Raw genomic sequence first — 12,788 nt, 5'->3', positions numbered from 1 at the left:
CCCTTTTCTGCCCCCGATCCTTGAGGACCGCCATGTTCAGCCGTGATTTGACTATTGCCAAGTACGACGCCGATCTCTTTGCCGCCATGGAGCAAGAAGCTCAGCGCCAGGAAGAGCACATTGAGCTGATCGCTTCGGAAAACTACACCAGCCCCGCGGTGATGGAAGCTCAAGGCTCGGTACTGACCAACAAGTACGCCGAAGGCTACCCAGGCAAGCGTTACTACGGTGGTTGCGAGTACGTCGACGTGGTCGAGCAACTGGCCATCGACCGCGCCAAGCAACTGTTCGGCGCCGATTACGCCAACGTCCAGCCGCACGCAGGCTCCCAAGCCAACTCCGCCGTGTACTTGGCACTGCTGTCGGCCGGTGACACCATCCTGGGCATGAGCCTGGCCCACGGCGGTCACCTGACCCACGGTGCCAGCGTTTCCTCCTCCGGCAAGCTGTACAACGCCGTCCAGTACGGCATCGACGGCAACGGCCTGATCGACTACGACGAAGTCGAGCGCTTGGCCCTCGAGCACAAGCCGAAAATGATCGTGGCCGGTTTCTCCGCCTACTCCCAGGTCCTCGACTTCCCGCGTTTCCGCGAGATTGCCGACAAGGTCGGTGCCTACCTGTTCGTCGACATGGCTCACGTAGCGGGCCTGGTCGCCGCTGGCGTCTACCCGAACCCGGTGCCATTCGCCGACGTGGTCACCACCACCACCCACAAGACCCTGCGCGGTCCACGTGGCGGCCTGATCCTGGCGCGCGCCAATGCCGACATCGAGAAGAGGCTGAACTCCGCCGTCTTCCCGGGCGCCCAGGGTGGCCCGCTGGAGCACGTGATCGCGGCCAAGGCGATCTGTTTCAAGGAAGCCCTGCAACCTGAGTTCAAGGCTTACCAGCAACAAGTGGTGAAGAATGCCAAGGCCATGGCCGGCGTGTTCATCGAGCGCGGCTTCGACGTGGTGTCCGGCGGTACTGAAAACCACCTGTTCCTGCTCTCGCTGATCAAGCAAGAGATCTCCGGCAAAGACGCCGACGCGGCGCTGGGCAAGGCGTTCATCACCGTCAACAAGAACTCGGTGCCAAACGACCCACGCTCTCCGTTCGTCACCTCGGGTCTGCGCTTCGGTACCCCGGCCGTGACCACTCGCGGTTTCAAGGAAGCCGAGTGCAAGGAACTGGCTGGCTGGATCTGCGACATCCTGGCGGACCTGAACAACGAAGCGGTCATCGACGCCGTGCGTGAGAAGGTCAAGGCTATTTGCAAGAAGCTGCCGGTGTACGGCGCTTAATCAGCCCGTCAGACCGTAGCCAAAAGGCCCGCCTCTTCGAGGCGGGCCTTTTTTATGGGCTGTTAAAAAGCTAACGCCAACTTACCCGTTCATCCTTACACCATTCACTGGTTGTTATCGCACTTAACTTTCTGCAATACAGATAATACCACCCACCCCCAACAAAACTAATAAGATCCCATCCGCCCCATCTCATACTTACTAACTCAACACAGGATTCAATTATCACATGGACAGTGAAAAATCTTTTCATGCAACACTTCGCATGTTTGATGCCCACGTCAATCTACTTGAAACGCTGCATGGTAAACCTGCGATGGCGACCGTCAGTTCATTCAGCGGCGGATTCTTTACCGGCAAACCGCAAACCCATGATCACTCGCATTTGCTCGGCATGCGCGCCGAAGCCCAGGGCACGGCCTCTACCCAATTGATGCTGCATTTCCGGCCTACGCCCAATGGCTACATCCTGACCCTGAAAAACCCCGGGGAATACTACAACAGGCTGATTAGCAAGAGTTGGCTTGAAGTACTTGGTGCAGTACATCCAAACACTGCCAACCCGACGCGTTTCATCCTGGTCGATCAACAACACAACATCATCACTCGGAAAAACATCAACACCCAGCACACTCCCCTCTCACTCATGACCGCAACCCATAAATATGTCGGGGGATTAAGAGTGCCTGGCTCGCCGTATCTCTATCTGGCCGAGACCGAAGAAAAATCAAAGATAACTTTTATCTTAAGCCTGCACTAAGGCATGTAAATCTCGTAAAAGACAAATAACCAGATAGCTCTTGTGGCGCAGGATATTCCCTCGCCACAAGGCTCTACGGTGGGCAGTTTCTCCTTCAACAACTCACCTTGGGCAAGTTGAAAGCCTCAGGCAGCGGAACATCAAAGCAGGATGGCATCGAAGCCTGCACGGATTTTCTCTTCGGGCAGTTCGTCGGCGATGAATACGATCACGCTTTCCCGGGGTTCATCCGGAGCCCATTCGGTGTCCCAATCGAAACCGTACAGTTTCAGTACGCCCTGGAATACCAGTCGACGGGGTTCGCCGGCGATGTTCAGCACCCCTTTGTAGCGCAGCAATTGCTTGCCGTGCTCTTCCAGCAACTGGTTCATGAACTCGCTGAGCTTTTCGATATCCAGTGGTTTGTCAGTGCGCAGCACGAGGCTGCTGATCCGATCGCCCGTGGTGGCCTTGCCGACCGGCCGCAAGCTGAACCCTGCGCCCAGGTCCGCATTGAGATTGAAGCCACGGATATCGAGCAGTTCGGCCAGGTCGATCTTGCCGTGTTCCACCACCCTGATAGGTGCCCGCCGGTTGATGCGCGTCAAGCGCTCACCAAGGGCTTGGACCTGGGCTGCGTCCACCAGATCGGTTTTGCTCAAGAGCAGGCGGTCGGCAAATCCAACCTGGGCCTGGGCGATGGCCTGGGTCAGGTGGACATCGGCATGAGCAGCATCCACCAGGGTCAGGATCCCATCGAGGATGTAACGCTCGCGCAGGTCCTCATCGATGAAAAACGTCTGGGCCACCGGCGCTGGGTCGGCCAGTCCGGTGCACTCGATGACCAGGCGATCGAAGGCAATCTCGCCGCTGTCCAGCCGCTCGAGCAACAGATACAGAGCCTTGGTCAGGTCGGTGTGGATGGTGCAGCACACGCAACCGTTGGCCAGGGTCATGACTTGCACCGGCTCGTCGCCCAGCAGTTGGGTGTCGATACCGGCATCGCTGAATTCGTTCTCGATCACGGCGATTTTCAGGCCGTGCTCGGCCTTGAGCAGATGGCGCAACAGCGTGGTCTTGCCGGCGCCGAGGAAGCCGCTGAGGATGGTGACCGGGATGGGAGAGGACAAACTGAATCTCCTTGATGCCTGAAAGGGAAGCGGTTTTGTGGGAGCGAGCCTGCACGCGAAGGCGTCGGGTCAGTTGACATCGATGCTACTGACCCACCGCCATCGCGAGCAAGTCCACTCCCACATGGGTTTGAGGCTACCTCAACTCAACAGCACTTGGGCCCACCCTTGCCGCCGTAACCAACAGCGCAATCAAGCCAGGCAACCACCCTGTGGCGAGGGAGCTTGCTCCCGCTCGGCTGCGCAGCAGTCGCAGAACCGGCTGATACGGCCGGCCTGAAGGACCGCCGGGGCCTGCTTCGCATGCCAGCGGGAGCAAGCTCCCTCGCCACAAGGGATCTGTGGCGCATACAAATTCTGAGCGCCCCAAAAACAACTGTGGGAGCGGGCTTGCTCGCGATGGCGGAGTGTCAGTCAACATGATCGTAACTGACCCACCGCCATCGCGGGCAAGCCCGCTCCCACATGGGGTTTGAGGCGACCTCAACTCAACAGCACTTGGGCCCACCCTTGCCACCGTAACGGGCCTCCTGGCGTTCGCGGAAGAACGCCTCGTAGTCCATCAACGGTTTGTCCGGGTGCTTGGTTTGCATGTGCTCGACGTAGTTGTCGTAGTCGGGCATGCCGACCATCAGGCGGGCGGCCTGACCGAGGTATTTACCCAGGCGACTCAAGTCATTGAACATCGTTGCAATCCTCTATCAAGCGTCCGGCACGGCCTGGAATGGCGCTTCCTTGTCCGTGCGTTCTTTCGTACCCCAGGCGGCGATGCCGACCTTGAGGGCGTAGAACAGGATGCTGAAGACCACGAACAGAAATAACACCGTCAGCGTTGCGTTGGTGTAGGCGTTGAACACCACGTGCTGCATCTGCTCGATGCTCTTGGCCGGGGCCAGGACCTGGCCAGCGGCCAGGGCATCGTTGTATTTGCGCGCCAGGGCCAAAAAGCCGATCGCCGGGTTGGCGTCGAACAGCTTGATCAGGCCCGCGGTGGTGGTGCAGATCAGCAGCCAGCTCGCCGGCAGCAGCGTGACCCAGACGTAGCGCTGGCGCTTCATCTTGATCAGTACCACGGTGGCGAGCATCAGGGCGATACCGGCCAGCATCTGGTTGGAGATGCCGAACAGCGGCCACAAGGTGTTGATGCCGCCCAGCGGATCGATCACGCCCTGATACAGCAGGTAACCCCACAGTGCCACACAACCGGCGGTGGCGATCAGGTTGGCGGTCCAGGATTCGGTACGCTTGAGGGCCGGCACGAACGAGCCGAGCAAGTCCTGCAGCATGAAGCGCCCGGCACGGGTGCCGGCGTCCACCGCAGTGAGGATGAACAACGCTTCGAACAGGATCGCGAAGTGGTACCAGAACGCCATGGTGTTCTCACCCGGCAGCACCGAGTGCAGGATCTGCGCGATACCGACCGCCAGGGTCGGCGCACCGCCGGCACGGGCCAGCACGGTGGTCTCGCCGATGTCCTTGGCCACCGCTTGCAGGGCCTCGGGGGTGATTGCAAAACCCCAACTGCTGACGGTTTGCGCCACGGCCACCACGTCACCGCCGACGATCGCCGCCGGGCTGTTCATGGCGAAGTACACGCCTGGCTCGATCACCGAAGCCGCGACCATGGCCATGATCGCCACGAAGGACTCCATCAGCATGCCGCCGTAACCGATGTAGCGGGCGTTGGTTTCGTTATCCAGCAACTTGGGCGTGGTGCCCGAGGAGATCAGCGCATGGAAGCCCGAGACCGCGCCGCAGGCGATGGTGATGAACAGGAACGGGAACAGACCGCCCTTCCACACCGGTCCCGTGCCGTCGGTGAACTGGGTCAGCGCCGGCATTTTCAGCTCGGGCATGGTGACCAGGATGCCGATCGCCAAGGCGACGATGGTGCCGATCTTGAGAAAGGTCGACAGGTAGTCCCGCGGCGCCAGGATCAGCCACACCGGCAGCACCGCCGCGACAAAACCGTAGCCGATCAGCATCCAGGTGATCTGGATTCCGGTGAAGGTAAAGGCCTTGGCCCAGACCGGATCGGCAGCGATCTGCCCGCCCAGCCAGATCGAGCCCAGCAGCAACAGCACGCCAATCACCGAGATTTCACCGATGCGGCCCGGGCGGATGTAGCGCATGTAGATGCCCATGAACATCGCGATCGGGATGGTCGCCATTACCGTGAAGATGCCCCACGGGCTCTCGGCCAGGGCCTTGACCACGATTAGCGCCAACACCGCGAGGATGATGATCATGATCAGGAAGCAGCCGAACAGCGCGATGGTGCCGGGGATACGGCCCATTTCTTCCCGGACCATGTCGCCCAGGGAGCGCCCGTTGCGGCGGGTGGACAGGAACAGGACCATGAAGTCCTGCACCGCACCGGCCAGCACCACGCCGGCGATCAGCCAGAGCGTGCCGGGCAGGTAGCCCATCTGCGCCGCCAGCACCGGCCCGACCAGCGGCCCCGCGCCGGCAATGGCCGCGAAGTGGTGGCCGAAGAGAATGTGTTTGTTGGTCGGGACGTAGTCCAGGCCATCGTTGTTGAGCACGGCGGGGGTGGCCCGGCGCGCATCGAGTTGCATCACGTTGTTGGCGATGAAGAGGCTGTAGTAGCGGTAGGCGACCAGGTAGATGGCCACGGCTGCGACGACGATCCATAAGGCGTTGATCGCCTCGCCTCGACGCAATGCCACGACGCCCAGGGCGCACGCTCCTACGACGGCCAGCAGTAGCCAGGGTAGATGGCGCAGCAGGCTATTATTGTTTTTCATTTTTATATTCCAGCCAGGGTGACAAGAAAGACAGCCATTGGAGTTTAGCGCTAACCCGGGCAAAGGCCATACCCGACATTCGTCTGTCGGCAGCCGAACGGTGACGATGCCCCGTCAGTTGGGTCTATAGTCAGTGAATCTCCAGAGGGAATGCGTAATGAGCGAACGTCGCCGCTTCGTACGAGTTGACTTCAATGCCAGGACCGAGCTGAGCCAGGGCCCGTTCATCTGGCCGGTAGAGTTGCTGGATCTGTCCCTGAAGGGGTTGCTGATCAAGAAACCCGAACCCTGGCTTGGCGATATCGAGCGACCCTTCATGGCCGATATTCATTTGAGCCCTGATGCTGAGATCAAAATGGAAGTTCGTTTGGCCCATGATGACCATGGTCACCTGGGCTTCGCCTGCGAGCACATTGACCTGGACTCCATCGCACACCTACGCCGGCTGGTAGCGCTGAACGTGGGCGACCAGGACGAGTTGGAGCGGGAGTTGGCGGCGTTGATCCATATCTGAATCAACGCCGATCCCTTGTGGCGAGGGGATTTATCCCCGCTGGGCTGCGCAGCAGTCCCCAAACAAGCGACGGCAATCGACCTGACACACCGAGTTGTTAGGTTTTAGGGCTGCTGCGCAGCCCAGCGGGGATAAATCCCCTCGCCACAGATAAGCCCATTCTCCACAAAGGATTTTGTACAGCCTTTAGGGTTATTCGAACAACGCATCCAACGCCTGTTCCAGGCGCGTCACGGCAATGATCTGCAACCCCGGCGGTGCTTCCTTCGGCGCGTTGCCCTTGGGCACGATGGCGCGCTTGAAGCCGTGCTTGGCCGCTTCCTTGAGCCGCTCCTGCCCGCTGGGCACCGGTCGCACTTCCCCCGACAACCCCACTTCGCCAAACACCAGCAGATCATGGGGCAGCGGCCGGTTGCGCAGGCTGGACATGACCGCCGCCATCAGCGCCAGGTCGGAGGCGGTTTCCAATACCTTGACCCCACCGACCACGTTGAGAAAAACGTCCTGGTCGTGAGTCGGAATCCCACCGTGTCGATGCAGGACGGCCAACAGCATCGCGAGCCGATTCTGGTCCAGGCCCAAGGTGACCCGGCGCGGGTTCGCCAGGTGGCTGTCGTCCACCAGCGCTTGCACTTCGACCAGCATCGGCCGGGTGCCTTCCCACGTTGCCATGACCACGCTACCAGGGACTTCTTCCTGGGCACGCGTCAGAAAGATCGCCGAAGGGTTTGAGACTTCTTTAAGGCCCCTGTCGGTCATGCCGAACACACCCAGTTCGTTGACAGCGCCAAAGCGGTTCTTCACTGCTCGCAGCAAACGCAGGCGTCCGTCGGATTCGCCTTCGAAATACAACACGGTATCGACCATGTGCTCCAGCACACGCGGCCCCGCCAGCGCGCCTTCCTTGGTGACGTGGCCTACCAGGAAAATCGCCGTGCCGCTCTGCTTGGCGTAGCGCACCAGCAACGCCGCGCTTTCGCGCACCTGGGACACGCCGCCCGGGGCCGATTGCAGCTGTTCGGTGAAAATGGTCTGGATCGAGTCGATCACCATCACCTTGGGTTTTTCCAGGCGCGCCGTGGCGATGATGGTCTCGATGCAGGTCTCGGTCATGACCCGCAACTGGTCCTGGGGCAAGCCCAGGCGCCGGGCACGCATGGCGACCTGCTGCTGGGATTCTTCGCCAGTGACGTACAGCGCCGGCATGCGGGTGGCGAGATTGCACAAGGTTTGCAACAAGATGGTGGACTTGCCGATGCCCGGATCGCCGCCGATCAGCACCACCGAACCGTCTACCAGGCCGCCGCCGAGCACGCGGTCCAGTTCACCGGACGCGGTGGAGAAACGCGGGATTTCCTCAACGCTGACTTCGGCCAGGGTCTTGATCTGCGCCTGCTGACCGGCCCAGCCCGTGCGACCGGTGGGTGCCGCCGCACCGCCGCTTTCCACCATGGTTTCGGTCAGGGTGTTCCAGGCCCCGCATTCGCTGCACTGGCCGGCCCATTTGGGAAAGGTCGAGCCGCACTCGGTGCAGCCGTACATGCGCTTTGCCTTGGCCATCTGAACTCCCGGAGAAAAACCGCGATGATAGCCCAGGCAGTGGCTAGCGCGGGGCCGGCATTCTGATTTCACCCTTCGCCAGACCCACCGGGGTATTGCCCAACGGGTCCTGGGCCTGCAGATCCGCCCCCTTGGCCTTCAAGGCATCGAGCAATTCATCACGCTTGAACAGACCAGCGTACATCGCCGCGGTCTGCCCGGCACCGTTGCGTTGGTCCGGGCTGCAATCGGTGGACAGCAAACGACGCGCAATCCGCACTTCACCCTTGAAAATCGCCCCCATCAGCGCTGTGTTACCGCGTTTGTCCTGGGCACAGGCATCGGCGCCAGCGGCCAGCAGCCGCTCCACCGCTGGGCCGTGGCCGTGATAAGCCGCCAAGATCAGCGCGGTGTAGCCCTTTTCATCCTGGGTATTGAGCGAATAACCGGCCTCGATAAAAGTCTCGAGCATCGGCACATCGCCGCGGCGAGCGGCGTCGAAGTAATAGTTTTGCAACTGTTCTTGTACGGCGGCCGGTTCGGTGGGTATTGGCTGATCGGCCAGTACGCTCAGTGACCAGGTCGCAAACATCGATAAAAGAAATCTGCGCATCATGACGTCTCCCCATGACTAAAGACTGTGGGAGCGAGCTTGCTCGCGATGCAGGCGCTGCGGTGCACAGCCAGACCGAGTCGCCTGAATCGCGAGCAAGCTCGCTCCCACAGGTGCATCAATCAGTCAGTTTTTCCGCCAGAGCCTTGACCCGGGCCAAGTCACCTTTGGCGACACGGGCCACGCCAGTGCCGTACTCAGGGTCAGCCTTGTAGAGGAACGACAGGATGATGTGCTTGCTCTCGTCATCGGTGGTCGCCAAAGAGCCGCCGAAGCTGTCGATCAGGTCATCACGCTCTTTCTTGCTGAACGAACGATACAAATCACCGGCCTGCTTGAAGTTCTGCTCACGCTGGATCTTCGCCTGCTGGGTGCTACCGCTCAGCGCGGCCTGGCTGTAGCGTGCCGCTTGCGGTTCTTCACGCGGCGTCAGGCGGCTCGGCTGATAATTCACACCGGTGCTGGTGCTGCCTGGGTTCATCGCGCCGTCCTGGTTACCGTTGTTCACCGCCACCTTGGGGGCATTGATCGGCAGTTGCAGGGCATTGGCGCCTATGCGGTACATCTGCGTATCGGCATAGGAAAACACCCGTCCTTGGAGCAGGCGGTCCTCGGAAGGCTCGATGCCTGGCACCAGATTCGCTGGCGCCATGGCCACCTGCTCGGTTTCCTGGAAGACATTCGCCGGATTGCGGTTCAAGACCATTTGCCCGACTTTGCGCTCAGGCACACCCGGCCAGATCTTGGTCGCGTCCAATGGGTCGAAGTCGAACTTGGCAAGGTCTTGTGGATTGAGCACCTGGACATACAAGTCCCACTTCGGGAAGTCGCCCTTATTAATATGATTCACCAGATCATTTGTCATATGGCTGTAATCTTGACCCTGAACTTTCACAACTTCTTTCGGATCGAGATTTTTCAGGCCCTGCAAACTTTTCCAATGAAACTTCACGTAGTGAACTTCACCCTTGGCGTTAACCAGTTTGTAGGCATGTACACCGTTACCGTCCATCTCGCGGTAACTGGCCGGTGTCCCGGAGTTGGAATACAACTCGGTCAGGGTGCGGGTCGATTCTGGAACATGGGAGAAGAAATCGAAGCGACGTGAATCATCGTCCAGGTTGGTCCGAGGGTCGGGTTTGAAGGCGTGGACCATGTCCGGAAACTTGATGGCATCGCGGATGAAGAAGGTCGGAAAGTTGTTACCCACCAAGTCCCAATTACCGTCGGCGGTGTAGAACTTCGTGGCGAAACCACGGGGGTCGCGCAGGGTTTCCGGCGAATGATTGCCGTGCACCACGGCAGAAAAACGCACGAACACTGGCGTGACCTGGCCTGCGGCAAAGACCTTGGCCTTGGTCAGATCGCTGAGATCGTCGGAAACCGTGAAGGTACCGTGGGCGCCGGTCCCGCGGGCATGCACCACGCGCTCGGGGATGCGCTCACGGTCAAAGCGCTGGAGCTTCTGGATCAACTGCACGTCTTGCAGCAAGGTCGGGCCGTTGGGACCTGCCGTTTGCGAGTTCTGGTTGTCGCCGACAGCCGCACCGTTGTCCCGGGTCAGGGTGGCCGCGTTGACAGACAAGGACAAAAGGCTCGCGGTCAGCACAAAAAAAGCACGGCGATGGGAATAAGCCCCGTGGCCAAGGGAAGTGTTCATAGGCGTGTTCCTCTGATGTTATAGAGCGCATCCATGTGCGCCATCCAGAGGCTAGTGCTCGAAAAAGGAAAACCTAAATAGAAATGCCGTACCGCGTCGATAGAAAAAACGTTGTGGGGTGCCAGGCTGAAACCGCGTATCACGCGCGATTGATGGCACTTTGAAAACTTTTCACCCAGGACCAGGTCGATAATTGAAGCTTTGTAGGCAGGCGTTTCGAGCAGGACTCGTTGGGCTGATTTACACTGCCAGTCATCTTTCATTTGTTACAAGGAATAGCTCATGGGCGTGCTAAGCGAGTTCAAGGCCTTCGCGGTCAAAGGCAATGTCGTCGACATGGCCGTCGGGATCATCATCGGTGCCGCTTTCGGCAAAATCGTTTCGTCATTCGTTGGCGACGTGGTCATGCCTCCCATCGGCCTGCTGATTGGTGGAGTGGATTTCAGTGACCTGGCCATCACCCTCAAGGCCGCCCAGGGTGATGCGCCTGCCGTGGTACTGGCCTACGGTAAATTCATCCAGAGCACCATCGACTTCATCATCGTGGCGTTCGCCATTTTCATGGGCGTCAAGGCGATCAACCGCCTCAAGCGCGAAGAAGCCGTAGCCCCCAGCGCGCCTCCTGTCCCGACCAAGGAAGAACTGCTGCTGAGTGAGATTCGCGATCTGCTCAAGGCCCAGAACGAGCGGCCCTGAGGCAGTCAGTCACTGACAGACTACCAGTAGTTTTCCACCGCCACCTGGCCCGGCCGACGGGTCAGGCTCAGTTGCAGCCCCCTGGCCTTGAGCAACTTGCGCGTGTCATCGATCATCTGCGGATTGCCGCACAGCATCACTCGCGAATGCTCCGGCGCCAGCGCTGCGCCGGCCGCCCGCTCCAACTCGCCATTTTCAATCAGCGTGGTGATCCGCCCATTGAGCGCCCCCGGATGCTGCTCACGGGTCACGGTCGCAATGAAACGAAACTTGTGAGCGTACTCGGCCAGGTAATCGCGCTGGGGCAGTTCCTTGATCAGCGCCTGATACGCCAGCTCCTGCGCCTCGCGCACGCTGTACACCAGGATGATCCGCTCGAATTTTTCCCAGGCCTCGAAATCCTGGAGGATAGAAAGAAACGGCGCCACCCCCGTCCCGGTGGACAGCAGCCACAAATCCCGACCATCGACAAAGCGATCCAGCGTCAGGTAGCCGAAAGCCTGGCGATCCACCAACAGTTCGTCACCCGGCTGCAGGCGGCTGAGCTCACTGGTGAACTCGCCATCGGGAACCACGATGGAAAAGAATTCGAGGAACTCATCGAACGGCGAAGACACCATGGAATACGCCCGCCAGACGGTGGTTCCGTCCGCCTTGACGACCCCCAGCCGGGCAAACTGACCCGCCCGAAAGCGAAAGCCTCGATCCCGGGTCGTGCGCAAAGTAAACAAATGAGGCGTCAACGGCTGGACATCGAGCAGGGTTTGGCGGGTGAACTTCTCTGCACTGTCGGTCATGAGCCACTCCAATGGGACAAGACTTGCAGTGTCCCGCAAAGCGAGCGTCTTCACCACCGATGACGAGTAATGGCACTTTAGCCACAAACAGCGTCTGACCATCAAAATCTTTTACTTAACTTATACAAAACTCACAAAACTGTAAAAAAAGCCAACTAAAAAGTTTAACTTCTTAAACATTTCAAAATGTAAGCAAACTAAAAAAAACTCACTACCAATTAAGAATAGTCCTACACTCAAATTTCGCATCATGGATTGGATCCGCATGGACGAATCAAACCCAGGAGAGAGCGATGGACAAGTGGAAGGACTTGTTATTGAGGAAGTTATCCTACGAGAAGGACCTGCAGACGGCCTATCGTCTGGTCCTGAATTTCTTTAACAATCAGGGATTTGAATATTGCGCATTTGCAACCTATCTAGGAAGCCCCGACAAGCACACTAGCAAGGTGAACCTGAATAACTACCCTTATGGATGGGACAGACTTTATGAACAAAATGGCTATGCGTCGAACGATCCATTAGTAGCACATTGCAATCAATCACCGCTCCCCATCTTGTGGGATGAGACTGTTTTTGCTCAAGCCCCCAAGTTATGGCGAGAACTTAATCGGCAGGGACTCAAGTACGGCTGGACCCAAGCCGTTCATGATGACCAAGGGGCACGTTGCAGCCTGTTCAGCCTGGCTCGGTCCCATTGTCCCATTGATATCGAGGAGCACTATGCAAATCTCGGCTACGCCATCTTCGCCAGTCAAAAGCTGCACGCACTCGCCAGCAAAAAACTGTCTGACGCCCTGGCAGTCCAGCCTAAATGCCACCTGTCACCCAGGGAGATCGAAGTGTTGAGGTGGTCTGCCGAAGGCAAGACCGCGTCGGAAGTGGGCAGGATTCTCTGTCTTTCCGAACGAACCGTGAATTTCCATGTATGCAGTTGCATGCGAAAACTGAACGTCAGCAATAAAATTTCAGCGGTGGCAAAAGCAGCCCAAATCCATGTGATCTGAACAGTGGAGTGACACCACCCGGCTGAAAAACCCGCGAGT

General features: G+C 58.9%; 12 protein-coding genes. 5 read left to right on the top strand and 7 right to left on the bottom strand.

What is annotated here, in order from left to right:
- The first annotated feature begins 32 nt into the window (after window positions 1–32).
- Together glyA and TK06_RS25340 are read left to right on the top strand one after the other, a co-directional pair.
- Window positions 33–1,286: a serine hydroxymethyltransferase gene (gene glyA / locus TK06_RS25345; protein WP_063324288.1), complete on the top strand. Its 1,254-nt coding sequence runs from the start codon at window positions 33–35 to the stop codon at window positions 1,284–1,286.
- Window positions 1,287–1,515: 229 nt separating this feature from the next.
- Window positions 1,516–2,046, top strand: coding sequence for a hypothetical protein (locus TK06_RS25340; protein WP_063324287.1), 531 nt, complete (start codon window positions 1,516–1,518; stop codon window positions 2,044–2,046).
- Window positions 2,047–2,186: 140 nt separating this feature from the next.
- On the opposite strand, the gene yjiA is transcribed toward TK06_RS25340, so the two are convergent.
- From yjiA to TK06_RS25325, 3 genes are all read right to left on the bottom strand, one after another.
- Entirely contained in the window at window positions 2,187–3,155 is a 969-nt protein-coding gene (gene yjiA / locus TK06_RS25335; protein ID WP_063324286.1) for a GTPase, read from the bottom strand.
- A gap of 488 nt (window positions 3,156–3,643) precedes the next feature.
- A complete protein-coding gene (locus TK06_RS25330) occupies window positions 3,644–3,841 on the bottom strand; it encodes a YbdD/YjiX family protein (RefSeq protein WP_003201656.1) in 198 nt (65 codons plus the stop codon).
- Between the two features lie 15 nt (window positions 3,842–3,856).
- Window positions 3,857–5,923, bottom strand: a complete 2,067-nt coding sequence (locus tag TK06_RS25325; protein ID WP_063324285.1) for a carbon starvation CstA family protein — start codon at window positions 5,921–5,923, stop codon at window positions 3,857–3,859.
- Window positions 5,924–6,080: 157 nt separating this feature from the next.
- Here TK06_RS25325 and TK06_RS25320 point away from each other — a divergent pair, with 157 nt between their 5' ends.
- Window positions 6,081–6,437, top strand: a complete 357-nt coding sequence (locus tag TK06_RS25320) for a PilZ domain-containing protein (RefSeq protein WP_063324284.1) — start codon at window positions 6,081–6,083, stop codon at window positions 6,435–6,437.
- Window positions 6,438–6,629: 192 nt separating this feature from the next.
- On the opposite strand, the gene radA is transcribed toward TK06_RS25320, so the two are convergent.
- From radA to katB, 3 genes are all read right to left on the bottom strand, one after another.
- The gene (radA, locus tag TK06_RS25315; RefSeq protein WP_003185644.1) at window positions 6,630–7,997 is read right to left on the bottom strand and encodes a DNA repair protein RadA; all 1,368 of its coding nucleotides are present in this window, start codon (window positions 7,995–7,997) and stop codon (window positions 6,630–6,632) included.
- Between the two features lie 43 nt (window positions 7,998–8,040).
- A complete protein-coding gene (locus TK06_RS25310; RefSeq protein WP_063325218.1) occupies window positions 8,041–8,589 on the bottom strand; it encodes an ankyrin repeat domain-containing protein in 549 nt (182 codons plus the stop codon).
- Window positions 8,590–8,707: 118 nt separating this feature from the next.
- Window positions 8,708–10,249, bottom strand: coding sequence for a catalase KatB (gene katB / locus TK06_RS25305; protein ID WP_063324283.1), 1,542 nt, complete (start codon window positions 10,247–10,249; stop codon window positions 8,708–8,710).
- 282 nt (window positions 10,250–10,531) lie between these two features.
- On the opposite strand from katB, the gene mscL reads away from it, so the two are divergent.
- Window positions 10,532–10,945, top strand: coding sequence for a large-conductance mechanosensitive channel protein MscL (mscL, locus tag TK06_RS25300; RefSeq protein WP_003205779.1), 414 nt, complete (start codon window positions 10,532–10,534; stop codon window positions 10,943–10,945).
- Between the two features lie 20 nt (window positions 10,946–10,965).
- Here the strand turns inward: mscL and TK06_RS25295 are convergent, their stop codons facing one another.
- A complete protein-coding gene (locus tag TK06_RS25295; RefSeq protein WP_063324282.1) occupies window positions 10,966–11,742 on the bottom strand; it encodes a ferredoxin--NADP reductase in 777 nt (258 codons plus the stop codon).
- A 293-nt stretch (window positions 11,743–12,035) separates the two neighbouring features.
- On the opposite strand from TK06_RS25295, the gene TK06_RS25290 reads away from it, so the two are divergent.
- Window positions 12,036–12,749, top strand: a complete 714-nt coding sequence (locus tag TK06_RS25290; RefSeq protein ID WP_063324281.1) for an autoinducer binding domain-containing protein — start codon at window positions 12,036–12,038, stop codon at window positions 12,747–12,749.
- Window positions 12,750–12,788 lie beyond the last annotated feature (39 nt).

It is taken from the genome of Pseudomonas fluorescens, from assembly GCF_001623525.1.
Classification (GTDB): Bacteria; Pseudomonadota; Gammaproteobacteria; order Pseudomonadales; family Pseudomonadaceae; genus Aquipseudomonas; species Aquipseudomonas fluorescens_Q.
The sequence above is the reverse complement of the archived record's forward strand: the minus strand, read 5'-3'. Positions and strand labels throughout refer to the sequence as shown.

Excerpts from the sequence above, each read along its gene's own strand:
- TK06_RS25330 (WP_003201656.1), bottom strand. The coding sequence starts at position 3,841 with ATGTTCAATGACTTGAGTCGCCTGGGTAAATACCTCGGTCAGGCCGCC.
- TK06_RS25310 (WP_063325218.1), bottom strand. The coding sequence starts at position 8,589 with ATGCGCAGATTTCTTTTATCGATGTTTGCGACCTGGTCACTGAGCGTA.
- mscL (WP_003205779.1), top strand. The coding sequence starts at position 10,532 with ATGGGCGTGCTAAGCGAGTTCAAGGCCTTCGCGGTCAAAGGCAATGTC.
- katB (WP_063324283.1), bottom strand. The coding sequence starts at position 10,249 with ATGAACACTTCCCTTGGCCACGGGGCTTATTCCCATCGCCGTGCTTTT.
- TK06_RS25340 (WP_063324287.1), top strand. The coding sequence starts at position 1,516 with ATGGACAGTGAAAAATCTTTTCATGCAACACTTCGCATGTTTGATGCC.
- TK06_RS25320 (WP_063324284.1), top strand. The coding sequence starts at position 6,081 with ATGAGCGAACGTCGCCGCTTCGTACGAGTTGACTTCAATGCCAGGACC.
- glyA (WP_063324288.1), top strand. The coding sequence starts at position 33 with ATGTTCAGCCGTGATTTGACTATTGCCAAGTACGACGCCGATCTCTTT.
- TK06_RS25290 (WP_063324281.1), top strand. The coding sequence starts at position 12,036 with ATGGACAAGTGGAAGGACTTGTTATTGAGGAAGTTATCCTACGAGAAG.
- TK06_RS25295 (WP_063324282.1), bottom strand. The coding sequence starts at position 11,742 with ATGACCGACAGTGCAGAGAAGTTCACCCGCCAAACCCTGCTCGATGTC.
- TK06_RS25325 (WP_063324285.1), bottom strand. The coding sequence starts at position 5,923 with ATGAAAAACAATAATAGCCTGCTGCGCCATCTACCCTGGCTACTGCTG.
- radA (WP_003185644.1), bottom strand. The coding sequence starts at position 7,997 with ATGGCCAAGGCAAAGCGCATGTACGGCTGCACCGAGTGCGGCTCGACC.